Source organism: Candidatus Poriferisodalis sp. (assembly GCF_965198245.1).
GTDB lineage: Bacteria > Actinomycetota > Acidimicrobiia > Acidimicrobiales > Poriferisodalaceae > Poriferisodalis.
Genome location: NZ_OZ240249.1, coordinates 2,497,881 through 2,522,648 on the forward strand (window position 1 = coordinate 2,497,881; position 24,768 = coordinate 2,522,648).

Genomic DNA, 24,768 nt, shown 5'->3' on the forward strand with positions numbered 1-24,768 from the left:
CCCCATAGCCTCCGACCCGTTTGGCAACAGCGGAGTGGTGCATGCGGGGTACTGGGCAAAGGAGACACGTTCCGGCCAATTCCTTGGTGACCTCAGCGGTCGCCTTGGTCGTCCTCGTTGGATTGCTGGCTCTGAGCCTTGGCGCCACCACCCGAGCCGAGGGTTCGCCCGCAGCAGCACATCCCTACACCCAACAGCCGACGCTCCAACCTAGGGCTGATTCCGTCAAGGCCACCAGCAGTGCCCTGACCCAGCCTCCGGTCGTCTTCGACAGCTCCGGGCCCGAGCTTCCCCGCCGATTCGGAGTTCAGGGAGATGCGGTTGGAGAGCACCCAAATCTGCACCCGTCGCCGATCGCCACCGCCCACGTCGTTGTAGAACCCGGAGACCAGTTTCGCCGCACCGTGGCTCCAGGCGTTCCCATCGAATGCGATCGCTACCGATCCTTGGTGGCCGACACCGGGGACTGGGATCCCGATGTCGTCCTCGCTTTGATCTGGCGGGAATCGTTCTGCCATGAACGCGCCGTCTCACCGACCAACGACTGGGGGCTGCTTCAACTCAACGCAACCTGTTGGGCCGGAAAAGGCATCGATGGACTTTCTCGTGTCAGACACCTTCCCGATGGAATCGACCCGCCCGATCTCCAGTGCGATGGCGCCACTGATGCCACTCCCACCGCGCAATGGTGCTTCCACGCCAAAGAGCAAGCCATTGACACCGGCCGCCGACCGCCGTCACCCTGCGATGCCTGGCTCGACCCTGCGACAAACCTCGAAGTCGCATACGAGATCTGGCGCGTCGCAGGATGGCAACCGTGGTGTTTCGACGACACCAGCCGAGCTACGCCTGCGTGCCAAGCCGCAGCTGTTGCTCTCAAGGCTCAACAGACAGCGCACTAGATGATTGGTTCCAAGGGGTCGGGTACTGGGTGGTTCTGATGGTGATGGCTGAGCGATTCTTGGCAGGCAAACGCCCATTGGCCGTGTGATGATCACAACTTCCGCGATGTCCGCATGTGTCCAGCAACGACGCTGAGCGTCGCTGCTTGGACCCCGGAGGACGGTCGGGGGGGTCGCTGGCGACACCCGGGTGGTTGTGGTGTGGCGTGAGGAGGATGGCTGGCATGGCCAACCGGTCGGAAATGTGCATCGCAGCGCCGGCGAGCGTGGCTACCTGACGAAGTTCCTGGGCACACCGCGGCTCTGGCCGAAGGCCCCGAGAAGCGACCGCTACCCCATGGACTTGTTCTCCGACGAGGACATCAAGGCACCGAGGGAGCTGTCCGCGTTCGCGCTGGTGATCGCATCGGGATGCTGTCGCCGGACTCGCCGCGGCCGCGTTGTCTGGCGCTCACGACGACACAATGTCGACATACACTATGTCATCAGGACGCCATCTCTTTGCCGGAAAGGACGGACCCTTCACAATGTCAGCAATCGCTCCTCTGCTCGATCAACTCTGCGACGGCGGCGTCGTGGACACCTCCGACCTTGCTCTCGTCAGCGATTCCAATCCGCGAAGCGTTGCAAGGTGGCGGACAGAAGGGACGGCGCCGCAGCGCGAAGCCGAGGACAGGCTTCTTGAGCTGCGCAGCGTGGTCGACCTCGCCTGCAGAGTCATCCAACGCGACGCTGTGCGACTGTGGCTGCGCGCCCCAAACAGCGAACTCGACTACGAGAAGCCTCTGGAGCTGATAGCCAAAGGCGAGTACAAGCGGGTCGTCGGGCTGCTGCTGGCCCTAGCCGAAGGCGTCACCGCCTGAGATGGCAAGCACCCTCCACAGCTTGGTGGCGCGCGCCCGAGACAACTCGCGAGCGTGGACGGGTTCCGCAATCAAACACCCGGATTCCCCCCAACCAGCGGGAAAGGAGCTCTGCTCAAGGGCGGCCGCTACAACCCGCCCGGGAGCTTCCCCACGGTGTACTTGTGCTCGACACGTGCGTGCACTGTGGCGGAGCTGACCCGAAGCGCGACACAACAAGGTCTGCGCATAGCGGACATGCTGCCCCGCGAGCTGTGGGAAATCTCCACGGTTGAACCCGTCGTGCTTCTCGACCTGACCGACCCCGCAACACTTCGTCATCTCTCACTCACCCACAGCAACCTCGCCCGCGACGACCTCCAAACCACTCAACAGATCGGGCAGGCCGCCTTCGACACTGAATGCCAAGCCATCCGCGGTCCCTCAGCAACCGGCATCGACATCGTCTACGCAGTCTTTCCCGAGAAGCTCCAATCGGCGCTGCAAGCAACACTCATCGAGACCTGGACAGCGCCAGCCCAACTCTGATCCCCGCACACAAGAGCCAAACGGCAGAAGCGGTCTCACCACATACCCGGACCCGCCACCCGCGAAGAACCCTCGGGCATTCGACCGCACGACCTCCACGATGCCTCGGAGTGCTCATGTTGCACATGGCCGCGGGTTCCAGACCAGGCCGCTGCTGTCGTCGAGCTTGGGCGATTTGTCGGGGTCCGCGCACGCCTGGTCGAGCTGGGCTTGGGTCAGGCCTATGGAGCAGATTCCACGCTGTGAAGTCGTCGTTGGTCGTGGATACGCGTGCGAGGTACTTGTCCGCTTTGGCGTCCCATTTCACTATTGCCTTGGCGAAGCGGGGAGACCAGTACCTGTCGCACCTGTCCCAGGTCGATGCCTGGCGCAACATTCTGCCCGTTGGGGCGCCGGGGCCGGCGAAGCACCGACCGGTACCGGACTGCCATAGGGTCAGCATCCCTGACGGTTGCGCATGTTGCAAGAATTCGTGGGACGGTTAGCTTCGCCGCCGCCATTTCCGGTGACAAACCATGCTCGCCTATCCCATGCGGTGGAGGCAACGGCGGTCACCAGGCCGGGAGTGAACCTGGCGACAGTTGCCACGCCGTTGACACACTGGGCATAGGCCGCACAAGTGCGTATGGCCACTGCCACGCCCACTCAAGCCGGGTCGGAGACAACTTTACATAATGTCTATTATCGGCGTTGACACAGCAGCAGCTTGTTGCAGGGCGCTATCTTGGCGGACGCGAATCCAGTCGCGCATCACCGGCTCGGCGAACAGCAGGCGCGCATCCTCGGTGCGCTGCCCTTCGGGCGAGAGATGAACGCCAGTGCCGACGACCTAGACACCGTTGAAACGCCTGAAAATCCTGCCTCTTTGTGTCTGGGACAGAAGATTGAGCGACATCGCGGTGATGTCGTCGAGCCAGCCACTGATGCTGGCGTCATGCTTGATCACTGCCCACTTGCGTGCCTGAGCCGCCTCTTGAGCTGCGTTGAGCACCGCTGTCTTGCCAGCACCCCTGAAGCCGACGATGATCTGCGCGGACGTTTGTTTATGGTTTTTTGTTTCCTATGCAAATCGACCGCGGTCCCGTCACACGACACTGAGGCACGGTCGCAGGTGCCACGAGTGCCGCTGGATAACCCTCGGACTCAGATATCGAGGGCCTGGCCGTAGTTGCGGCTGTGCTCGATGATGAAGTCTCGTCGGGGTGCGACGTCGGCGCCCATCATCACCTTGAACGCCTCTTCGGCTTGTGCCAGGGCCGCTTTGGCGTCGCCCAGGCTGATCTTGCGCAGGACCCTGGTCTGCGGATTGAGCGTCGTTTCGAAGAGCTCGTCGTCGTCCATCTCGCCGAGACCCTTGAACCGAGTGAGCCGGTACCTCCGGTTTGCTGCATCAAGCTCATCGACAAGCGCTGCCCGCTCGGCCTCTGAGTACACGAACTTCTTCTGCGTGCCGATGCTGAACGCGTGTGTCGGCGGCTGCGCCGCGTACACCCGCCCAGCGGCCAGCAACGGCCGCATGTAGTGATAGATGAGCGTCAGGACGAGGCATCGGATGTGGCTGCCGTCCACGTCTGCGTCCGCGAGCAGGATGAGGCGTTCGTAGCGGCACGCATCGAGGTCGAATGCAGCACCCGAGCCCGCACCCATTGCCGTGAACAGCGCCGTGGCCTCTGCGTTGTCCAGAACCGCCTTCAGGGTTCCCTTGCCGGCGTTGACGACTTTGCCTCGCAGCGGCAGCACCGCTTGCCATGCGCTGTCGCGTGACCGCTTTGCCGGGCCGGCGGCGGAATCGCCTTCCACGATCAGCAACTCGCCGGCCGGATGCAGCCGGCAGTCAGCCAGCTTGTCCGGGAGTCCGTTATTGCCGAGTGACGCCGCCTTGCGCTTCTGATCGAGGGCTCGACGCGACTCCACACGGTTCACGACCGCATTGGCGAACTTGTCGATCAGCGCTCGCACATGGACCTTCTTCGAGCCCGCCGCGCTGCCGTCGAACCACGCACGCAATCCTTCGCGCACCACATTGGCCACGATCCGCTGCACCTGTGGAGTCCCCAGCTCGCGCTTGGTCTGGCCCCGGAACTGCGGTTCGGGAAGAGTGGCCCGCACTACGGCGACAAGCCCTTCTTGCACATCCTCTCGCTGTGCACGGGCATCGTCGCGCAGGCGCCGCAGCTTGCGCGGGTCGGCCTCGGCCAGCGCTGCGTTCACCGCTGTCGTGAGTGCTCGTTCGAATCCCGCGATGTGCGTGCCGCCCTCGGGTGTCGGGATCGTGTTCACGAACCCGACAATGCGGCTGTCGTAGGCCTGCGTCCAGCGCAGTGCCACCTCGACATCGCACTGGCGCGTGACGTCGGTGAGCTTGCCGTCCACGGGCACCCGCTCGGTGAATTCCTCCGAGCCGGTCAGGCGGATGAGCCCGGTCACCGATGCGTCATGGCCGCACAGCTTGTCGACGAAGTCTGCCAAGCCGCCCGCTGAGACAACCTGCTCGACGACCGGCGGATCCGCCCGGCGGTCGGCCAGGGTGATCTTGACCTTGGGCACCAGGAAGCACACCTGTTCGATGCGCTCGCGCACCTCGTCGAAATCCACGACAGCCGACGGGTCGAAGATCCCGGTGTCGGGCCAGAACCGCACGCGAGTGCCCGTGCGTCCCGCCGACACCCGTCCGACCCGCTTGAGCTTGTGCCCGGCGCGGAAGCGGCCGGCGCTGTCGGTGTGTCCGGCAATTCGATCCTTGAATTCCAGGCGGTGGGTGACGCCCTTGCGGTTCACATCGACAACGAGGTGGCTCGACAGTGCGTTCACGACCGATGCTCCGACACCGTGCAGACCTCCCGAAGACCCATACGCCCCAGTGCCGAACTTCCCCCCGGCGTGCAACTCGGTGAACACCACTTCGAGAGCGGTGATGTTGTCGTGCTTGACGCCGACGGGGATCCCTCGACCCCGGTCGACGACCTCATAGGAGCCATCATCGTGCAGAGTGATCTCGATGCTGCGACCATGGCCAGCAGCAGCCTCGTCGACGGCATTGTCGATGATCTCCCACAGAAGGTGCACGAGACCTGTCGAGCCGGTGCTGCCGATGTACATCCCCGGCCGCTTGCGCACCGCTTCGAGCCCTTCAAGCACCTCGATGGCGCCGGCGTCGTAGACAGCCGCCGCACTCGAATCGGCAGCGCGTGCGGGGGGCTCGGACCTGGCATCGCGATCAGCTTCGTCTGCCATCTTGCGGGGTGTTCCTTCCGTCGCCGCGCGGGAATCTGTGCCAACCGGTGTGGGGGCCGCGGCCATCAGAATCGGTACTCCCCCAGCGTCACGATCCGGGTCTGCGCCCCTCGGGCTGCACCGTTGCGACGGGTCGACTCCAATTGCGGCCGCACTGGCGTCGGATCGGGCGACGAAATGTCGCCTTGGGGTGCCGTGATCGCCGCAACTTGCCGGTTCACGCCCACCCACGCGTAGGCCACTTGTGTCTCGAACCCTGACAATCGAACCGTCGGCGAGCCTGAGGTACCTCGGCCGCGGGACGGGATGTCGGACATCTCCGTGACTTTCAGTGCCCCCTCATCGGTCACCTCCGCCACCAGCGTGCCAAAGGCGATCGGCGCAGCCGCCAGCACCGTGGCCCCCGGCCGCAGCTTCATGCCCGTGACCCCGGCAGCGTTCGGCCCTCTCACCGTCACAGAATCGGCGGCGAATCGAAGCACGTGGCCCGTCGAGGCCACCATCGCGACTTCCCCTCCGTCCGGTGCCCCGAAGCCAGCCACGACGCGGTCCCCCTCGTTCAGCGAGATCACCGTGTTTCCACTGCGAATAGAGCCGAGCACAGCCGCATCGAGGCGTTTGGCGATGCCCCCTCGGGTGATGATCGCGATCGGTCCGCTGACGTCGCCGAACAGTGCGACGGGTTGCTCGCCACGCGCCAACGAGAACATCTCGCGAACGGGCGCTCCCCTGCTGCCGCGCAGCATCTCAGGCACCGCTCGCACCTCCGTGCGAAGCACACGACCACGGTCGGTGATGAGGTGCACCGCATCGAGATCTGAAGCCGCCGCGGTGGCCACCAAGACGTCGTGGCGACCGGGCTTGGCGCTGAGCGGGTCCTCGGAATGGCGCCGACCAAGCAGGCCCGATGTCGAGAGCGTGATCACGCTCGTTCGCTCGGCCGTTTCGCGCTCTCCGTCGAATTCGAGCGAGCCTGCGGCATCGGCGTGAGGGGATGGCGGCACGAACTCAACGAGGTCGTCACGATGCCGGATCTCTGTGCGACGCGGGACCGCGAACTCCTCCACCAGCTCGTCCAGCTCGCGCTCGACAATCGTCCGGCGTCGTGCGTCTGATTCGAGAATCCTGCGGTACTGGGCAATGGCATCGCGCAACTCCCCCAATTCGTCCCGCAGGCGCTGGGTCTCGAGCGCGGTCAGCCGCCGCAGCTGCATGTCGAGGATGTGATTGGCCTGGATCTCGGTCAGGTCGAGACGGGCCATCAACTCAGTCCGTGCTGCAGCGACATCGGAAGCAGAGCGGATGATGGCGATGACCGTGTCGATGTTGTCGAGCGCGATGAGCAGACCAGCCACGATGTGCTCGCGCTCGAGCGCCCGGTCCAGCCGGTGCTGCGTCCGGCGGATGATGACATCGAGACGGTGCTCGATGTAGTGCTCGCACAACGCCCTCAGCCCGAGCTGGCGAGGCACGCCGCCCACCAGTGCCACGTTGTTGATGCCGAAAGTGTCCTCGAGCGGCGTCAGCGCCCAGAGCTGCGAGAGCACACCCTGGGCGTTGACACCAGGCCTGCATTCGATGACGAGGCGAAGCCCGTGGTTGCGGTCAGAGAGGTCGTTCACCGCTGCGACGCCCTCGATCCGGCCGCCTGCGGCCAATTCGCGGATCTTGGCCTGCACACGTTCGGGACCCACCATGTAGGGCAACTCGGTCACCACGATGCCGTCCCGCCTCGACGTGATCGGTTCGATGTGGGCTTTTGCCCGGATCCGGATCGTGCCCCGGCCCGACTCGTACGCCTCGGCGAGGCCGTCGTCGACGATGACAGTGCCGCCCGAGGGGAAGTCCGGTCCCCGCACCAGGCTCATCAGCTCTGCGGTTGTGGGCTTGGGCCGGCGTTGGCGCAGGACCAGCTTGATCGCCGACGCCACTTCGGCCAAGTTGTGCGGCGCCATATTGGTGGCCATGCCCACGGCGATGCCGCTGGCGCCGTTCACGAGCAGATTCGGCAGCAGCGCCGGCAAGCACGCAGGTTCGGTGCGCTCGCCGTCAAAGTTCGACACGAGGTCGACCGTGCCCTCATCGATGCCGGCAACCATCGTCATTGCCAAGGCGCTCAGGCGGGCCTCGGTGTAGCGGTACGCAGCAGGCGGGTCGTCGAGGCTGCCGAAATTCCCTTTGGGCTCCACCAGCGGAGCGGACATCGCGAAGGCCTGGCCCATGCGGACCATTGCCTCGTAGATCGCGCCGTCGCCGTGGGGGTGGTACTTGCCCATCACCTCCCCCACCACGCCGGCGGACTTGCGAAACGGCGTGCCGGGGCGCAAGCCCAGGTCGTCCATGACGTACAGGATCCGGCGCTGCACGGGCTTGAGACCGTCGCGGACGTCCGGAATCGCGCGGGCTGTGGTGACCGAGAGCGCATAGGGCATGAATGAGTCGCGCATCTCATCAGCGACATCCACCTCGTGGATCTCGCTGGCGATTGACGTTGGAGCAGTCGGACCGGCCATCAGCACCGATTCCTTTCTGTGGCTGGCCTTGCAGCGACTTGGGTGTTCTCGCGCGGCGAGCGCGCAACATCGCGGCCGAGGTGATCTGATTTGTCAGAGGACCATTTCGGCCGGCACTTGCGAGGGTACGACCCCTGCGCGTCTGCGCTGAGTCAATTGCGCTGGATCGGCTCAGTCGAGGCCCGCCCCTCGCTCTCATTGCCGTTGACGAGCCAGCAAGGACTACCCTCCGGCACGTGTCGGTGAGGCCTGCGGCGGGATTCGCTGCCCCCACGCAACGCTGCGTCGTCGGCACGCTGGCCGTGCCATCACCACAGCCGGTGCCCCCGCTGCGCACAGCGCAGGATGCCCGACGTGCGGAGCGACGATGAGCCGACGCATCGAGGTCGAACTGACAAGTCGACGCGACGACGGCTCGTGGACATGGCGCGCTGCGGGAGCCAAGCAGCCCAAAGGAACCCTCAACGGCGAACTGGTGCCGGCGGGTATTGCTGCGGGCGATGTCGTGCGGGTCGATGCCGACTTCGAGATCGACGGGATCACCGTCACTGCGGTGCTGCCGCCCAAGACCCGAAGCGGCAAGCCGGAATCCGAGCGGATCGAATTGCTCGGACCGCCCGGGCGGGGAGGCGGCTCGGGCACGACATCCGGCGTTGGTACGCGCCGAGGCGGCCGCAAGCGCGATGGGGAACGGACCGGTCGACGTGACGGTGATCGCGGACCACGCGCGCGGCGCAAGCCGCGCGGCGAGCGCTCCGATCGTGACGGCGCTCCCGAGGGGGCCACCGCGAAGCGCGCCAGCGCGCCAAAGCAACGCCGCCAGCGTGACGGGGACAACCGAGCGCCCCGGGGCCTCTCCGCGGATCGCGCCAAGAGATCCAAGCGCTCCGCACCGAAGCCCGATACCCCTGATCGCCCGCCTCGTCCAAAAGCTCGCAAGCTGCGTCCTGACCGCAAGCATCGGGATGCGCTGATTGCCTCCCTGCCTGCCGAGCAGCAGGTCGTGGCCGAACAGGTGGCTCGGGGAGGGCTCGCGGCAGTACGTACCGAGATCGAAGCGCAGAATCGAAGAGCTGCAGCCGAAGGAAATCCAGAGGTCGCGGCCGAAGGTTTGATCTCGCTGGCAGAATCCCTCGTCGGCCCACTGCAATCTGCGGAGTGGCGCGACCGCGCTGACGCGGCAATCAGCCAGATCGAGAAGCTCGACCTGCGAGATCTTCGCTCTGTTCTCGTCGCCGCGGAGGACTTCGCCCGAGACGCCGAGGCTCGCGAATTGGCAGACCGAATTCGAGACGGCCTTAACGATCGGCTCGAACGCAGTCAGCGTGAATGGCATGACGACCTGCGCTTGACGCTGACCGAAGGCCGCGTTGTGCGTGCGCTGCGGCTGAGCTCTCGTCCGCCTAAGGCCGGTGCGCCCTTACCGCCCGAGATCGCACAGGAGCTCACGGGCCAGGCCAACGCCGCGCTCGGCTCTGGGGCCTCGCAGCATCGGATCGCCGTGGTGCTCGAAGCAGTTGCTTACTCACCTGTTCGGCCCTACGTCGTGCTCCCGAACATTCCGGACGAACCCGAGGCCGAGCTGCTCGAAGTCGTGCGCAGGATCGCAGACCGGCTGCCCGAAGTCGCCACGGCGCTCGGGATCGACCCCACTGCCGCTCGACGGGGTGGCCGGCCACGCCGCGGCTCCAAGAAGCAGTCAGCCGCCGCTCTGTCCAAGAAGGCCGACGCAGACCGACCCAAGGCCGACACTGCCGACGATCCTGCACCCGAGACGGACACTGCCGAAACGCCGGCCGACGACGCTTCACCGGAGTCAGGCAACGACGCTTCACCAGAGTTGGCCGACGACGCTTCACCAGAGTTGGCCGACGACGCTTCGCCCAAGTCAGGCGACGACGCTTCCCCAGCGTTGGGCGATGCCGCTCCGAAGGAGTCGGACGACGACTCAACCCCTGATGACGTGGCGGTCGAGGAAGTCGCGCATCCCGCCTGAGAGCGGGATCAAGCCGTCGCCGATCTCGTCAAAGCTGACGAAACGCGCAGCTGCGGCGTCATCGCCGGCAATCGGCATCGCGTCAGAACCGCAGCGAACGGCGTAGTCCAGGATCACGAAGTGATTCGTTGCGCTGACGTGCTCAGTGACGCCGACCAGATCACCGCACTCCACCGTCAGTCCCGTTTCTTCTGCCAGCTCTCGTTCCACGGCGGTACGCAGGCGCTCCCCAGCTTCGACTCGACCCCCTGGAAACGCCCACATCCCGACTGCGGGCGGACGGGCTCGTTTGACGAGCAGCACCGAGCGGCCCCGCACTGCGATGCCCCCGACGCAGATCTCTGGTCTTGGGCCCATCACTCCCCCGCGTTCGCGGGCGGTTCACCTTCCAGCTTTCGGTGCAGCACGAGAAGACGGGCGGTGAACCCGAAGGTCTCGAAGAAGTTCTTCGTGGCTCGGTTTCCCGGCAACGCCAACGCATCGATGCCGACGCAATTGTGTTCACCGCACCAGCCAAGAACTTCTGAAATGAGTGCCTCGCCGACTGCGACCTCTCGCGCGCCCGGAGTTACATACAAGTCAAGTACCCGGCCGAGGAGCTCACCGGTTTGCAGCACCTCGATGGCGGCTGTGGCATAGCCAACCGCAGTGCCGTCGATCGTGCCGATCCAGAGCTGCTGATCCGGGTCGCTCAAGGCGGCCTCAAGACTCATCTCGAACGGGCGAGCACGCACTTCCCGGCGCGACCAGACCCAGCCGCCACGTGCATCGACCTGCTCGGCGACGGCATCTGCAGCAAGACCGGCGAGCGCTTCGAGATCTCCCCGACCGGCGAGGCGGGCCGCTATGTCCATGCTGGGGGGCTCATGTGGCGGGGTCCATCAGGCCGGTTCGGCGGAGCGGCGGCGCTCGGTGGCCTCCTCGGCACCGAGACGCCCCAGCACGCCTTGGGACAGATCCACGTGCGACAACATCGCAGCGACGGCGCGATGGCCTGCCATCTCGGCAATCTGGCGATACATCTCGGTCACGATGCGCCGGTAGTCCTCGTGCCCCTGCGGCTGGGATCGCAGCTCGATCATGTGCATCGCCTCGCGAGCGTTGAACTGCATGCTGTAGCGCACCCGGTACGCCATGGCGACTGCGTAGGAGGCCTCCAGCGGTCCTACGGCGTCGGCGAGCGCGTCATACATCTCCGCCGACAGCTCCATGACCTCGTCGTACGCCTCTCCCCCACCAGCGGCATCGACGAGACCGGGAACGACGTAACCGTGACGCGGCCCGAGTGGCTGCCATTCGATCGTCAGCAGGCGATGCCGCTGCAGGTCACGGAAGCTCCCATAGTCGCCGAGCACATCGAACCGGTAGTCGATTCGCTCGAGCGCTCGGCTCGGTCGGTGACGGCGGTTGGTTCGCTCACCGGCATAGCGCTGCACCAAGTCCAAGCGCTGGGCCTCGGTCATCTCTCTCACCCGCGCAGCAATCTGCGACTCGGGCAGGTCGGTGTAGGGGAACAGCATCGCCGCGAGCATCTTTTCCTCGCCGGCGGGGTCCCAATCGGTCAAGACGACCTCGGGCACCGGTTCGGGTGTCTCATCGGCGAACAGTTCGGCCGCAAACTCGTCCATCGCGACGCGGTTGGCCTCCAGGTAGTCCGACCACACGATCCCCCGGTCGGGCTGGTCGACACGCCGCAGGAACGACGGGATGACTTTGCGAAGCTCGGTCAGCATCAACTGGGCATAACTGCGCGCCTCGGGCAGCGGATGGGCCCTCATCCGCAGCAGAAGCGCCTCATAGGCCTGCCCGCTGCCGAAGATGCCGACGTTGGACAAGCTGGCTGCGGGAAGCAGCCCACGGGCCGCGTCGAAAGCCTGAGCTCGAATCGCCCGGCGACGGGCAAGATCACCGCCTTTGGCGGTGACAGATGACACAGTGCCGCCTTTGGCGGTGACAGATGACACAGTGCCGCCTTTGGCGGTCACAGACGACACAGCACCGCCTTTGGCGGCGTCGTGGTGGTCGGTCAGCCATGCGGTCATCCGGCGGACCATGTCGCCGTAGGCGTCGAACATGCGATCGACATCGCCGATGAAGCGTGTTCCGACGGCTGAACTCATGACGCTTGGCGGTCGGTGATACCGGTAACGACCCTGGACACGCTCGTCGTAGGCGAGGTAGCGGGTGGATTGCTCGAGGTACGACATCAGCCGTCCTCGTTCGAGAATCTTGGTGAGCAAGTTGGAGGCCTGCTCACACGCGAGATGCACTGCTCCGAGCTGGGCCACCGAGTCGTCGCCGTATTCCACAAATACGCGCTGGTAGAGCTGTTCGGCACGTTCGACGCCGACGGTGGCGTCGATGGTCTCATCGCCGGAGATGTCGAGATCGTCGACGAACTCGTCAAGCAGGAGCCGTCGGAGAGTCTTGTGCGTCCTGGAGTAGCGAGCGAACAACGCCCCCTTCACCACTTCGGGAAGGTTGACGAGGGCGAATACCGGCTGGCGCAGGTTGGTGACATAGCGCCGCAAGACGTCCCGCTCATCAGGAGTGAACGTCTCGGCGGCGTAGTGGATCACCGGCAGGTCAACTCGAGCGACGACACCGCGCCGATGGTATGGCGCACCGGCCTGTCCTCCGTGGACCTTCGTTCCCGGGCCGCCGCCGGGGCACAGCCCGTTGCGGCAGGCCACAGGTACACCGAGCAAGCGTTCGCGGATCAGAACACGATCAGCGCGGCGTCTGGCTGGATCGTGACAGTCAGCTCAAGGCATCTGCCCACCCGCTCTCCATCGAGCCACAGTCCCAAGGGTTTGCCGAACTGGAATTCCGTACTTGTCACACGCCGCATCGCGATGGCCGGATGCGGCAGGTGGGCTCCCGACCGCAGGCGCTGCCGGGCCAGCACTCGTTGTGCCAAGCTCAGCGCCGGCTGATCGATTCCCGTGGTGAGCACGTGCAGTCGCCCGTCGTTGGGATGGGCAGCGGGCGCGAGACGAAACTCCCCCGCAAGGTCGGCGCTCATTGCCGCCATGGCGGGTCCGCGCCACCACGAGTTGCGTGCAATGGCGTGCACGCACGCCCAGTGGACCACCTCATCGGCCACCACCTCGATGAGGTCGACCGGTGCAGTCCGGGCGATCTCGCAACGCAGGCGTTCCGCTCCGCCCGCTGGTGCGCCCACCACCCGCCACAGGTCACCGCCCGTCACGCCGATCGGCGACGGTGGGCGATCCGCCGCTCGCTGACAGGTGATCAACCTACGCAGTTCCGCGTTGCTGCCAGCGATCGGTGCCCCCTCGGGCAGCGTTGCGGCCGTTCCCCACGGCTGGTTGCGTTGAATCGTCATGGAAGCCTGCGAGTACGGGTCACCACAGGAGCTGGGACGAATCCCTCTCCCGACGCCGTCGCAGCTGGCGTGCCCACGGTTTCGTCGGAGACCCGCGCCGCTGCTGCGACCACTCCGCGGTCGAGCGCCGAGCGTGCGTTAGCCGCTGTGCGTCGTGTGGCGCCGTTCGAAGCAACCTCTGCGATTCTGTCCACCAAGTCGATCAGCTGCCGCATCTGGCGAACGAAGTCACCTCCCGCAGGTGCGTCGCCACCGTAGAGATCGCCCTGCCACAGCTCGACGTAGGTTGCTCCGTCCGCCCAGGCGTGTGCCGTAGCGAAGAACGAGGCATCAGGCGGGCGAGAGGCCACCACGTTGTGCTGGCGTTCGGCGCGGTTGATCTGTGTCGCCAGCTCAAGAATGAGCGCCGCCCGATCCCGACAATCGTTGTCCCGATACCGGGGGGCGGGCGGCGGCCGGCTGCTTCGATGCTCGTAGGTCAGCACCGAGACCAGGCCGGCTAGTCGAGCCGGTGCGACACCGTCGAACACGCCCTCACGCAGACACAGCACCGTCAGCAAGTCCGATTCATGGAACACGGACTTCAAGCACTCACCCGCCGGATTGAGCGACCAGCCGTCCGCGCAACCGAAGATGTTCAGTATCTCGTTGATGGCATCGAGCTGCCGGGCCAGGCCCCCCTTTGCGAGCTTGATCCGGTCCTTCAAGCGGCTGACCCGCGCTCCGGTTCGTTCGGCTTGCCGCTCTGCGTCGACAAGCGCTCGGTCCAGGCGCCGATCGGTGGGTTTGCCGCGTCGATGCCGATGACCAACTCCCGAACCTCCGCGCTGCGGGGCGTGTGCCTCTGGGCGAGCGCGGCCGCCGCCCATCGACCGCAGTCGTGCACGTGCTTCACGCAGCTCCCGGCGCTCGACTTCGAGCGCAGCGGTCCATTCGCCGACCCGCCGATCCGCCCGCCACTGGGCGAACGACCGCTGCAGCATCTCGACTGCCTCGTCGCGCGTTCGGCTGGCGATGAGGTTGGCAACCATGTTGTATGTCGGCCGGAACGAGGACTCAAGTTCGAAGTCGTTGCTCGCAGCCAGGCGAGCCGCCTCGCCGAACGCCGTGTGCGGGTGCCACAGCGTGTAGGCGTAGCCAATCTCGTCGATCCCGCGGCGACCTGCACGGCCGGTGAGCTGGGTGTACTCGCCCGGCGTCAATGCGGCGAAGCCCTCCCCACGGAAGCGGCTGAGCTGTTCGATCACCACTGATCGGGCTGGCATGTTCACTCCAACCGCCAGTGTCTCGGTCGCGAACACCACGGCCAACAGCCCCGCGGCGAAACAGTCTTCGATTGCTTCCTTGAAGGCCGGCACCAGACCTGCGTGGTGGGCTGCGACGCCTGCGGTGAGTCCCTCAAGCCACTCGTGGTAGCCGAGTGCGTCGAGGTCACCTGATTCCAGGGAGGCGGTGTGGGCTGCAGCGATCTGGCGTACCCGGTACTGCTGGGAGGCATCCAGGAAGGCCGCGCCCTCTGCCGCGAGCGCCCGGGCGGCATCGTCGCAACCCTGGCGGGAGAACACAAAGATGATTGCGGGCAGCTTTGCGGTGGTGGCAAGGTGTTCCACGATCTCGGTGCGCCGTGGTCTCGCCGGTCGCACACCTGCGCCACGTTGGCGACGGTGGCCTCCCGAACGGGAACGGGCACGTTCCAGCAACCGTTCGATCTCGGGATTGGGCTGACCATCCCGCAAGGTGGGCAGATCCACCAGACGCCGACTGTGCCGCTCGAACAGCAGGTAACGGTCTTCGAGGGGCACGGGCCGCTGCGTGCACACCACCGCCTCGCACCGGCCGGCGGTGGCTTCGATCCACGATGCGAGTTCGTACGCGTTGCTGACCGTGGCCGACAGGCACACCAAGCGCATGTGTGCAGGAGTGCTGATGATGACCTCTTCCCAGACGGCCCCCCGGTACGGATCCTGCAAGTAGTGCACTTCGTCCAGCACCGCCACGCCGAATTGGGCCACGTGCGGCGACCCGGCGTAGATCATGTTGCGCAGCACTTCGGTGGTCATGACGACGACGTCGGCTTCAGGGCGGACCACGTTGTCACCGGTGAGCAGCCCCACCCGTTCTGATCCCAACCATGAGCGCAGTTCGCGCAGCTTCTGGTTCGACAGGGCTTTGGTTGGCGTCGTGTAGGCCGCACGCTTGCCGGCTTGCAGGGTCGCTGCGATCGCGTACTCGGCCACCAGCGTCTTGCCCGACGACGTCGGTGCGGCCACGAGCACCGAGTTGCCCCGCTCGACCGCTTCGAATGCCTCGATCTGAAAGCCGTCAGGCGAGATTCCCCGCGCTACCAACAGGTCGACGAGCGGTGGCGGCTGCTCTGGCTTGGTGGCTTCGGGACATCGCCCCGCTGGATCCGCTTGACCGTCCGTTGCACTCACGGAGAGGAGTCCGTCACGCTGGCTGCGGGTGTCCGGGATTCCTGCGCTCGACGGCGACCAAATCGCCACCCCGCAGACCCGCTGCGGCGTCGCAAGATCACAAAGCCAACCAGGATCGACAGCTCGTAGAACACGTACAGGGGCACCGACAGTGCAGCGAGTGTCACAGGGTCGCCAGACGGCGTGATGATCGCCGCACCGGCCACGATGCCGACAATGGCATAACGGCGGACCCGGCTCAGCTGCCGCGGCGTCACCATGCCGGCCATCTGGAGAAAAACCAGCACGATCGGGAACTCGAAACCGATGCCGAAGGCCAGCATCATGAAGGTCACCAAGCCGAGGTACGAGCCAGGTCCGAGCAACGGGTCGACGGCGTCACCGCTGACGGCGATCAGGAAGTCCAGCGCCCGCTCGAAGGTGAAGAATGCCAGCAAGGCACCCGCCGCAAAGAGCAGGAATCCCGCTATCACGAACGGCACCACCCAGCGCTTCTCCCGGCGATCAAGTGCAGGCGTGATGAATCGCCACAGGTGCCACAGCAGCACCGGCATGGCCAGCACCACACCGAGATAAACCGACACCTTGATGCGGGTGCGAAAGCCCTCCAGCGGTGTCGTGATCACCAGGCTGCAGGGACGATCGATCTCCTGAGCCTCCAGCACGTTGCAGTACGGCGGCAGGAAGATCTCGGCAAGCAGCCAGTCGTAGAGGAAGAGCCCCACCACCATGCCCCCGCCGACAGCCACGATGCCCCAGATGAGCCGGAAACGCAGCTCCGCGACGTGATCCCAGAAGCCCATCACGGCCGGCCGAGGTCGGCGCCGTCGCCAGAGCCTCACGCAGGGCCGTCGCTGGTCGAGCGATCCGCCGCCGGATCGGCCGCGTCGGACTGGGAGGACTCGCCCTCACCCTGCGCACCAGGGGCCTCGGCCGGGTCTGCAGGCGTCGGCGGATTGGGCGACGATGCAGGTTCCACATTCGGCGGCGACAGCGTGTCATCCATCTCCTGACGAACGGTCGTCGAGAAGTCCCGCACCTGCCGAAAGAAGCGGCCGATGCTGCGGATTGCGCCCGGCAAACGCGTGGGCCCCAGCACAATCAGGGCCACGAACGCGATGATCAGCACCTCGTTGGGCTGCAGGCTCACGGCTCGATGGTAGAACCCCGGCCCTGCGCGGCGGTTCTGCTTTGCTGCCGAGCACACAGGCCCTGGTGGTCCAGACGGCAGCGTTTCAGAACGGCAGCATCCGGCGGGCCGCCCATCGCACCACCATGCCGAGCGCTCTTTCGGCCGTGGCTTCGCGTACCGACGGCAGGTCCAGGCTGTCGATGGCGGCTCGAGCCCGAACGACGTCGGCGCGCACCGAAGCAGTTGTTTCGGTGATGGATGCCAGCCCCTCAGCCGTAGCCCGCAACTCGACGGCCAGCCGCCGGATCATGAGCGTGCTGACAACGACGAGTACGCCGAACGCGACAGTCGGCAGCAGCCAGATCGCCCCCATGAGCCGAACCCTACGGCGCGACAGACGACCGAAACGTCCGTCGTAAACCGCAGTACATCGACCACATCTGGTGAATTCCGCGGCACGCGGTATCCAAATTGGCACGATAGAGCCGTGCCGCCGCAGCCGCTGCCGTCATTGTGCACGCCACCGATCACATTCGCGCATCGGGGCGGGCGTGCTCATGGCCCCGATAACGCGCTTGAGACGTTCGCCTTGGCCTTGGACTTGGGAGCAACGGGCCTCGAGACCGATGTCTGGCTGAGCAGAGATGGTCATCCGATGCTGGACCACGACGGGGTTGTCTGGCACCGGGGCGTTCGCCGTCCCTTCAGCTCATTCACTCGTGAACGCATCGGTCCCGACATCGGAACGCTTGCAGACGTGTATCAGTCCTGCGGTACCGACTTCGAGCTCTCGGTTGACGTGAAAGACCCCGCGGCGGCTGACGCAGTCATCGAGGCCGCCCGATCCGCCGGGGCAGAAGACCGCCTGTGGCTGTGCCACGCGGACTGGGAGCTGCTCGCCGAGTTGCGTAATCGCACCACTGCACACATTGTCGACTCGACCCGCGTACGACGAATGAAGGAAGGTCCGGAACGCCGGGCCGCGGCGATGGCCGACAGCGGCATCGACGCAGTCAACCTCCCCGCCAAGGACTGGACCGGAGGACTCGCGGCGCTCTTCCACCGCTTCGGACGTCTTTGCTTCGGGTGGGATGTCCAGCACATCCGGTTGGCCGCAGCACTGCGCGACATGGGCCTCGACGGCTTGTACGGCGACCACGTCGACCGGCTGATCGCCGGTATCGCTTCACCGAGCGAACCAGCCGAACCGGCACCGGATGGCGACATCTGCGAGGCACAACCAGCCTGAACAGCCGCTCTGCCGGATCGGCCCCCCGCAACCCTGCACAGGCGGTCTTACAGACCACCTAACCGAGTGGGCGGCCAGAAACGCGCGAACGCCCGCCCGACGATTTCGTTCTCGGGGATCGGCCCGAAGAAGCGACTGTCTTGGCTCGAGAGCCGGTTGTCGCCCATGACGAACACGTACCCGGCCGGAATCAGCTGCTGCGTGAAGCTGCTGGTGTACGTATCGGCCGGGAGGTAGTCCTCTGGCACCGGAACGCCGTCAACGATGAGCTGTCCGCCTTCGGCCTCGATCGTCTGACCCCCCACGGCGACGACTCGCTTGACCAGCTCAGAGGTCTGTGGATGCCGCATCGCTTCGGGAGTCCGGAACACCACGATGTCGCCCGGGTCGGGATCACCGATGCGGTAACTGAGCTTGGATACCAACAGCCGGTCACCGATCTCGAGCACCGGTTCCATCGACTCGGACGGGATGTAGAACGCCGCAATGAGAAACGTTCGCATCAGCAATGCGAGCGTCACCGCAGCCAGCAGGACCCACGCCCACGACAGCAGGTTGCGTGTTCGGCGGCTCATGGCCCGCGCGATACGCGGCTGGCGACCTAATGGCCTCCGGCCGTCAGCCGGGTCGCAATCGCCGGCTTCGCCCGCAACGCTCATGGTGACGCCGCCAGCCAGGCTGCCGCTGCCCCCAGCCACTCACACGCTTGCTGGTCGCGTTCCAATGGACGACCCATGGAAGTGACGCTCAGCCCGCTGCGGGCAAGCGCTTCACCGACCGCGGCCGGCTCCATGTGGATCGCCCGCTTTCCCAGAGTCTCAACCCATGCAGCATCACGTTTCGCACGGCGCGCCGGAACCGGCACGACAGTGCGTTCGGGGGCCAGCGCGGCCATGGAGCGGGTGTGATGGCTGACACCGCGGTGTCGTTCTCGCTCATCGTCCGACGATGCGCGCACTGCCAGCGCGGTCGCTGCACCGAGACCGTCCAGCACGGCGGCGTGGCCAACGAGATCCAGCGCCGAGAAGCCCAGGGGGCTCGCGGTGCCGAGGTGTCCAGGTCCAGGCGCGACGACGACACGGTCGATGTTCTGGCGCGCCAATGCTGCGACTCCGGAGGCGGCCGTGACCGACTCGATCGGCGCACCGAAGGCCTGCCCGGTGCTCACAGCTGTCGCGATCGTGCCCCGCTCAAGGCTCACGGCCGCAAGATCGCTCAGAACGAACGGCAGCGCCCCGCCGTCGGTCATGACATAGCCCGGTGCAACGCCGACGGCATCGCGCACCGTGGCGGCCAGCGCCAGTGCATGGCTGTGCAGCACGCACAGCACGACCCGGACGCCAGCCAGTGACGGCAGCACGGACACGTCAAGGTGATCGGAACCAGTGCCCGCAGCCTCCTCGAAAGCATCGACCGGCAACTGCTCGGCGAGATACCGGGCCTTCATGACCCGTCCCGGGACATCATCACCGGCATAGGGCGCGCTCAGATTCGTATGGACGACATGTGCCCCCCCGCTGCCGAGGTCCAGCTCCAGCGCCGAGGCGTTCACGAGCAGTTCATCGCCGACCCCCACCGGTCCGCACAGATCAGTGAGGGCATACGCCTCGCTGCCGTCTGACAGGGTCATTCGCGCCAGCCCGGGCCTCACATCACGCACCTCGGTGGCTCGCAGGCGCGCAAAGCGCGGCATCGGCTGCCCTCAGCCAGTTGCGTGTCGGCGCGGGACTGCGTTGCAGCGCGGATTCTGGCGGGCGACAGCGCTCATCACAGCGATTCGATCAGCTTGTCGACGCGTTCGTCGTGGGAACGGAACGGGTCTTTGCACAAGACGGTTCGCTGAGCCTGGTCGTTGAGCTTCAGGTGCACCCAGTCGACGGTGTAGTCCCGGCGACGGGCCTTGGCCTCGCGGACGAACGCCCCCCTCAGGCGCGCCCTGGTCGTCTGCGGGGCCTCCTCAGTGGCTCGGCGGACGTCGGCGTCATCGAGAACTCGCTCGATGAGTCCCCGTCGCTGCATCAGATAGAAGACGCCGCGCGTCGAATGGACATGGTGGTACTGCAGGTCCAGCAGTGCGATGTGGGGGTCGTCGAAGCCAACTTCGGCGCGGTCGGCGTAGCTGGTGAGCAGTTTGTGCTTGATGACCCAGTCCACCTCGCGGTCGAGCAGCAGCGGATCGTCACCGATCACCGTCATGGCGTGCTCCCACATACCCAACGCCCGCGATTCTTCTGCAGTGAGGTCGTTCGTCTCGGCAAAACGCAGTGCCCGCTCGAGATACTCCGATTGGATGTCGAAGGCGCTCACTTCACGCCCGTTGGCGAGGCGCACCTTGCGACGGCAGGTGATGTCGTGGCTGATCTCGCGGATCGCACGGATCGGGTTCTCGAGCGTCATGTCCCGCAGCACCACCGCCGGGTCTTCGAGCATGCGCAGCATCAGCGCAGCGGCACCGATCTTGAGGAATGACGTGTATTCGCTCATGTTCGAGTCGCCGACAATGACATGCAAGCGTCGAAAGCGCTCGGCGTCGGCGTGCGGCTCGTCACGAGTGTTGATGATCGGGCGGCTGCGCGTGGTCGCGCTCGACACGCTCTCCCAGATGTGCTCGGCGCGCTGGGTGATGCAGTACCGGGCGCCCTTGGCGGTGTTGAGCACCTTGCCCGCACCGGCGTAGATCTGGCGGGTCACGAGGAACGGAATCAGCACCTCGGCGTAGTTCGAGAAGTCATCGGCGCGGCTGGTCAGGTAGTTCTCGTGGCACCCGTAACTGTTCCCGGCCGAGTCGGTGTTGTTCTTGAACAGGAAAATCGTGCCGTTGAAGGCTTCCTCGGCCAGCCGCTCGGTCGCGCTGGCGACGAGCTGTTCGAGGATGCGCTCGCCCGCGCGGTCGTGGCACACCACGTCATAGACGGAGTCGCACTCGGGTGTGGCGTACTCGGGATGGCTGCCGACGTCGAGATACAGGCGCGCCCCGTTCGCGAGGAACACGTTGCTGGATCGCCCCCACGAGACAACCCTGCGAAACAGGTAGCGCGCCACTTCGTCGGGGCTGAGCCGACGCTGCCCTCGCAGCGTGCACGTCACCCCGTACTCGTTCTCGAGACCCATGATGCGCCGCTGCACGGCGCTCACCGTAGTTCCGATCTAGGAATCTTCCTGCTCAGAACCGTCCTGGGGCTGTTCTGCATCGTCGCCGAGGGCAACTTCCACCTCGGCATCGTCCAGGCGCCGGAAGCAACGCCGACGATGGGTGCCATCGGGCACGATCGCCTCAAGCAGTGCCACTTCGAGATCCGCTGCAAACACCTCGCGTTCAGGACCTGCCAGCGCTCCTCGAGCCAACCCGATGGCGGCGTCGGCATCGAGTTCGCGGTCGTAGCCCTCCGCGACCCGCTCGCGAACTGCATCGGCATCGCCTCCGATACAGCAATAGGCCTCCTCGTCCATGACGGTCCCGTCGTACTGGATCCGGTAGAGCTGGTTGGCCTCGTCGCCGATCCCCACTTCGACCACCACGATCTCAACTTCAAGCGGCTTGAGCTCGTGAGTGAAGAACTGCCCCAGCATCTGCGCGTACTGGTTGGCAAGGCTGCGGGCCTCGACGTCCGAGCGCGAGTACTGGTAGCCCTTCAGCTCGGCGTGGCGAACTCCGGCGACGCGCAGCTGATCGAACTCGATGTACCGGCCTACACCGCCGAATGCGATCCGATCATAAATTTCAGACACCTTGCGGAGCGTCGCGCTGGCGTTCTCGGCCACCAGCGCAATGCCACGGTCGTATTCCAGCGTCACTAGCGAGCGACCCCGGGCGATGCCCTTGCGGGCATAATCCGCCCGATCCTGCATGAGCTGTTCGGGGCTGACGTACAGCCCGGGCATGCTCATCGCGGTGCCTCGCCTGGATTGGCGTTTGCCGCTCCCCCGCTTGTGCCACCAGTGAGATCAGCTTGCAGTTCTGCGAAGACCGCCCCTGAGTCGGCATCGCTCAGCTGGCGGAAGCCACTGGGACCGATTGCAGCAAGCACCGGGTAGATGCCGCGCACCGGATCGGGCCCTCCGGTGGCACTGTCGGAATCAGCCGCATGCCACAAGGCCTGAACGCTCAGCGCCAGTGCATCGGGCTCGCTCAAGTCGTCACGGAAGCCGAGCTTCAGCACTGTCCCCGCGTGCAGGCTTCCCGAGCCGGCCGTGGCGTAGTCCTGTTCCTCGTAACGGCCTCCGGTCACGTCGTACTGGAACAGCCTGCCGCGCCCATCGCTGGGGTCGTAGCCGGCGAAGATCGGCACCACTGGGAGGCCGCGCATCGCTTGGGGCAGGTGTGCTCTGAGCATTTCCGCCAGCTGGTTCGCCTTGCCTTCCAGACTCAGCGGCTTGCCTTCGATCTTCTCGTAATACTCCAGCTGCAGCTGGAAGAGGCGGACCATCTGCACCGCCGGGCCCGCAGCGCCGGCAATGGCCACCGCCGAATAGGAATCAGCGGGAAACACCTTGCGCATGTCGCGATGGCTGATGAGATGACCGCTGGTGGCGCGCCGGTCGCCTGCCACCACCACACCGGTGGCGCTGCGCACTGCGAGCACGGTGGTGGCGTGGGACCCCTCGAAGGACCCGAAGCCGCCCTCAGCGGCAGAGACCGGGGCGAACCCGGCGAACGGTTCGCTGCCGGTGCGTCGCAGCAGTTCGAGGAAGCTCGCCCCTGGATCTTCTCCTGGGGCGAAGAACGGCATGGGAGTCACTCGCCGCCCTTCTGCACGTAGTTCTTCACGAATTCCTCGGCGTTGGTCTCGAGCACGTCGTCGATCTCGTCGAGCAGGTCGTCGAGCTCCGCCTTCAGCTCGGTCGCCCCTTCGGCCGATGCGTCCTCGGGCGCGGTGCTCTCAGTCTCCCTCGGAGCCGATCGTCGCATCTGGGAGCGTTCTGCCATCTCGGGCTTCCTCCGGTTTCGATTGCCTGGGTCTCGAATGCGTGGACGTTCCGATTGCCGCCTGCGGATGCGCCGAGTCTGCCTTCTCGGTGGCCGGCTAGTTGCCCAGCCGGCGCAGCAACTCGGCTGCATCGCGGCATTCGTCCAACAAGTTACCCACGTGGTTCCGGGTTCCTCGCAGCGGTTCGAGCATCGGCACTCGACGCAGTGGATCCGTCCCGATGTCGAAGACCATCGAGTCCCAGTTCGCCGCGACGATCTCGTCCCCGAATTTTTCGAGGCAGCGGCCTCGGAAGTATGCACGTGTCGTCGAAGGCGGCACTGAGACTGCTTCATTGACTTCGTCGTCAGTGGTGATCCGTTCAAGACCGACGCGTCGCGCCAGCGACTTGGACGGCCGCAGGTCGTGATATTGCAGGTCCAATGCGGCCAGCTTCGGATCATCCCAATCGAGGTCGTGCCGCTGTGCGAAACCCTGGTACAGACGCAGCTTGGCAACCCAGTCCAACTGTGTCGCAAGGCTCATTGGATCAGACTCGAGTACGCCGAGCACCGATTCCCAACGATCCAGGATGTCGTTGCCGATGTCGTCACCGCCGACTGCCTCCAATCCCTGGCTTTGAGCGTATTTGCGGGCCAGATCCAAGTACTCCCACTGGATCTCGATGGCCCGTATGTGTCGGCCGTCGACAAGTTCGATCAATCCCGACAGGGAGGTGTCGAAGCTCACCTGGCGCAGTGCTGCAACCGGCACGAGAGGCGTCAGCGGCTCGGACATGAAGTCGTCGTCGATCATCGCCAGCACCAGTGATGTCGTGCCCAGCTTGAGGTATGTCTGGACCTCGCTCATGTTGGCGTCGCCGATGATCACGTGCAGGCGTCGGTACTTGCGCGTATCCGCATGGGGCTCGTCGCGGGTGTTGACGATCGGCCGCTTGAGCGTGGTCTCTAGCCCGACTTCCTCCTCGAAGAAGTCAGCACGTTGGCTGATCTGGAATGGCCTGTCCCCAAATGGGGTCGGAGACCGGTCACCCATCGGCACTTCCATGCCCAGCTTGCCGGCCCCGCAGAAAATCTGGCGGGTCACGAAGAAGGGCAAGATGTACGTCACGATGCGGCCGAAGGGAACGTCGCGGTCCAGCAGGTAATTCTCGTGGCAGCCGTAGCTGTTGCCTTTGCCGTCGCTGTTGTTCTTGTGGATTACCAGTTCCTCGCCGTCAGGCAGGAGGTTGTTCGCAGCCTCCATGGAGCGGATCAGGATTTCCTCAGCGGCCCGGTCGTAGATGACGCACTGGCGTGCGTCCGAGCACTCCGGTGTCGACAGTTCCGGGTGCGCGTGGTCGACGTAGTAGCGAGCGCCGTTGGTCAACACAGCGTTGACGAGATGCGTCTCGATCTCGGGCGCGAGGGCATCGAACTCGTTGAAGCCCCTCGCATCGGTGCCCGGCTGCTCGTCCTCGAAGTCCCAGCTGACGCGCTGGCACAGGAATCCGTTGACGTAGGCGTTGATGATCATCGACGACGCCGCTACCGGATTCGAGTCGCCGTTGCAGCGATGGATAATGCCGAACTCGGTCTCGATGCCAACGACCTTGTGAACCGCCACCGCCCCGGACCCTAGCTGTCAGGCCCGCGAACAG

At 65.4% G+C, this 24,768-nt stretch carries 24 protein-coding genes; 5 read left to right on the forward strand and 19 right to left on the reverse strand.

Features of this window, described 5'->3' with window-relative positions; translation table 11 throughout:
• Positions 1–92: 92 nt before the first annotated feature.
• A complete protein-coding gene (locus ACOCMM_RS11240) occupies positions 93–518 on the reverse strand; it encodes a hypothetical protein (RefSeq protein WP_419554927.1) in 426 nt (141 codons plus the stop codon).
• Between ACOCMM_RS11240 and ACOCMM_RS11245 the strand changes: the two genes are divergently transcribed.
• The 3 genes from ACOCMM_RS11245 (at position 450) to ACOCMM_RS11255 (ending at position 2,293) form a co-directional block, all read left to right on the forward strand.
• A complete protein-coding gene (locus ACOCMM_RS11245) occupies positions 450–902 on the forward strand; it encodes a transglycosylase SLT domain-containing protein (protein WP_419554866.1) in 453 nt (150 codons plus the stop codon). The genes ACOCMM_RS11240 and ACOCMM_RS11245 overlap by 69 nt on opposite strands.
• A gap of 527 nt (positions 903–1,429) precedes the next feature.
• Positions 1,430–1,765: an antitoxin Xre/MbcA/ParS toxin-binding domain-containing protein gene (locus ACOCMM_RS11250; protein ID WP_419553244.1), complete on the forward strand. Its 336-nt coding sequence runs from the start codon at positions 1,430–1,432 to the stop codon at positions 1,763–1,765.
• Between the two features lie 54 nt (positions 1,766–1,819).
• Positions 1,820–2,293 carry an RES family NAD+ phosphorylase gene (locus ACOCMM_RS11255; protein WP_419553245.1) on the forward strand — a complete coding sequence of 158 codons (474 nt, stop codon included), beginning with the start codon at positions 1,820–1,822 and terminating at the stop codon, positions 2,291–2,293.
• Positions 2,294–3,122: 829 nt separating this feature from the next.
• Here the strand turns inward: ACOCMM_RS11255 and ACOCMM_RS11260 are convergent.
• The 3 genes from ACOCMM_RS11260 to ACOCMM_RS11270 form a co-directional block, all read right to left on the reverse strand.
• Positions 3,123–3,320 carry a GTP-binding protein gene (locus ACOCMM_RS11260; protein WP_419554867.1) on the reverse strand — a complete coding sequence of 66 codons (198 nt, stop codon included), beginning with the start codon at positions 3,318–3,320 and terminating at the stop codon, positions 3,123–3,125.
• Between the two features lie 116 nt (positions 3,321–3,436).
• Positions 3,437–5,527: a DNA gyrase/topoisomerase IV subunit B gene (locus ACOCMM_RS11265; protein WP_419553246.1), complete on the reverse strand. Its 2,091-nt coding sequence runs from the start codon at positions 5,525–5,527 to the stop codon at positions 3,437–3,439.
• 65 nt (positions 5,528–5,592) lie between these two features.
• Complete coding sequence (locus ACOCMM_RS11270; RefSeq protein ID WP_419553247.1) at positions 5,593–8,040, reverse strand: DNA gyrase/topoisomerase IV subunit A; 2,448 nt, start codon at positions 8,038–8,040, stop codon at positions 5,593–5,595.
• Positions 8,041–8,407: 367 nt separating this feature from the next.
• Between ACOCMM_RS11270 and ACOCMM_RS11275 the strand changes: the two genes are divergently transcribed.
• On the forward strand, positions 8,408–10,036 hold the full coding sequence (locus ACOCMM_RS11275) for a hypothetical protein (protein ID WP_419553248.1): 1,629 nt from the start codon (positions 8,408–8,410) through the stop codon (positions 10,034–10,036).
• Here the strand turns inward: ACOCMM_RS11275 and ACOCMM_RS11280 are convergent.
• The 8 genes from ACOCMM_RS11280 to ACOCMM_RS11315 form a co-directional block, all read right to left on the reverse strand.
• Positions 9,989–10,393 carry an NUDIX hydrolase gene (locus tag ACOCMM_RS11280; RefSeq protein WP_419553249.1) on the reverse strand — a complete coding sequence of 135 codons (405 nt, stop codon included), beginning with the start codon at positions 10,391–10,393 and terminating at the stop codon, positions 9,989–9,991. The genes ACOCMM_RS11275 and ACOCMM_RS11280 overlap by 48 nt on opposite strands.
• Entirely contained in the window at positions 10,393–10,890 is a 498-nt protein-coding gene (locus tag ACOCMM_RS11285; RefSeq protein WP_419553250.1) for an N-acetyltransferase family protein, read from the reverse strand. Before ACOCMM_RS11285 ends, ACOCMM_RS11280 begins: the two co-directional genes overlap by 1 nt.
• Before the next feature lie 27 nt (positions 10,891–10,917).
• Positions 10,918–12,615: an FAD-dependent thymidylate synthase gene (locus ACOCMM_RS11290; protein ID WP_419553251.1), complete on the reverse strand. Its 1,698-nt coding sequence runs from the start codon at positions 12,613–12,615 to the stop codon at positions 10,918–10,920.
• A gap of 140 nt (positions 12,616–12,755) precedes the next feature.
• Complete coding sequence (locus ACOCMM_RS11295) at positions 12,756–13,385, reverse strand: hypothetical protein (protein ID WP_419553252.1); 630 nt, start codon at positions 13,383–13,385, stop codon at positions 12,756–12,758.
• Entirely contained in the window at positions 13,382–15,820 is a 2,439-nt protein-coding gene (locus ACOCMM_RS11300) for a DEAD/DEAH box helicase (RefSeq protein ID WP_419553253.1), read from the reverse strand. Before ACOCMM_RS11300 ends, ACOCMM_RS11295 begins: the two co-directional genes overlap by 4 nt.
• A complete protein-coding gene (tatC, locus tag ACOCMM_RS11305; protein WP_419553254.1) occupies positions 15,817–16,623 on the reverse strand; it encodes a twin-arginine translocase subunit TatC in 807 nt (268 codons plus the stop codon). Before tatC ends, ACOCMM_RS11300 begins: the two co-directional genes overlap by 4 nt.
• 35 nt (positions 16,624–16,658) lie before the next feature.
• Complete coding sequence (locus ACOCMM_RS11310) at positions 16,659–16,970, reverse strand: twin-arginine translocase TatA/TatE family subunit (protein ID WP_419553255.1); 312 nt, start codon at positions 16,968–16,970, stop codon at positions 16,659–16,661.
• An 85-nt stretch (positions 16,971–17,055) separates the two neighbouring features.
• The gene (locus tag ACOCMM_RS11315) at positions 17,056–17,325 is read right to left on the reverse strand and encodes a hypothetical protein (protein WP_419553256.1); all 270 of its coding nucleotides are present in this window, start codon (positions 17,323–17,325) and stop codon (positions 17,056–17,058) included.
• A gap of 114 nt (positions 17,326–17,439) precedes the next feature.
• Between ACOCMM_RS11315 and ACOCMM_RS11320 the strand changes: the two genes are divergently transcribed.
• Positions 17,440–18,201, forward strand: a complete 762-nt coding sequence (locus ACOCMM_RS11320) for a glycerophosphodiester phosphodiesterase (protein ID WP_419553257.1) — start codon at positions 17,440–17,442, stop codon at positions 18,199–18,201.
• 47 nt (positions 18,202–18,248) lie between these two features.
• Here the strand turns inward: ACOCMM_RS11320 and lepB are convergent, their stop codons facing one another.
• The 7 genes from lepB to dop form a co-directional block, all read right to left on the reverse strand.
• Positions 18,249–18,776: a signal peptidase I gene (gene lepB, locus ACOCMM_RS11325; RefSeq protein ID WP_419553258.1), complete on the reverse strand. Its 528-nt coding sequence runs from the start codon at positions 18,774–18,776 to the stop codon at positions 18,249–18,251.
• An 80-nt stretch (positions 18,777–18,856) separates the two neighbouring features.
• The gene (locus ACOCMM_RS11330) at positions 18,857–19,894 is read right to left on the reverse strand and encodes a DUF3866 family protein (protein WP_419553259.1); all 1,038 of its coding nucleotides are present in this window, start codon (positions 19,892–19,894) and stop codon (positions 18,857–18,859) included.
• Between the two features lie 74 nt (positions 19,895–19,968).
• Positions 19,969–21,327, reverse strand: coding sequence for a Pup--protein ligase (pafA, locus tag ACOCMM_RS11335; RefSeq protein ID WP_419553260.1), 1,359 nt, complete (start codon positions 21,325–21,327; stop codon positions 19,969–19,971).
• A gap of 21 nt (positions 21,328–21,348) precedes the next feature.
• Complete coding sequence (prcA, locus tag ACOCMM_RS11340; protein ID WP_419553261.1) at positions 21,349–22,089, reverse strand: proteasome subunit alpha; 741 nt, start codon at positions 22,087–22,089, stop codon at positions 21,349–21,351.
• A complete protein-coding gene (gene prcB / locus ACOCMM_RS11345) occupies positions 22,086–22,931 on the reverse strand; it encodes a proteasome subunit beta (RefSeq protein ID WP_419554868.1) in 846 nt (281 codons plus the stop codon). Before prcB ends, prcA begins: the two co-directional genes overlap by 4 nt.
• Before the next feature lie 5 nt (positions 22,932–22,936).
• A complete protein-coding gene (locus ACOCMM_RS11350; RefSeq protein ID WP_419553262.1) occupies positions 22,937–23,128 on the reverse strand; it encodes a ubiquitin-like protein Pup in 192 nt (63 codons plus the stop codon).
• 97 nt (positions 23,129–23,225) lie between these two features.
• Positions 23,226–24,734, reverse strand: a complete 1,509-nt coding sequence (gene dop / locus ACOCMM_RS11355) for a depupylase/deamidase Dop (protein ID WP_419553263.1) — start codon at positions 24,732–24,734, stop codon at positions 23,226–23,228.
• Positions 24,735–24,768 lie beyond the last annotated feature (34 nt).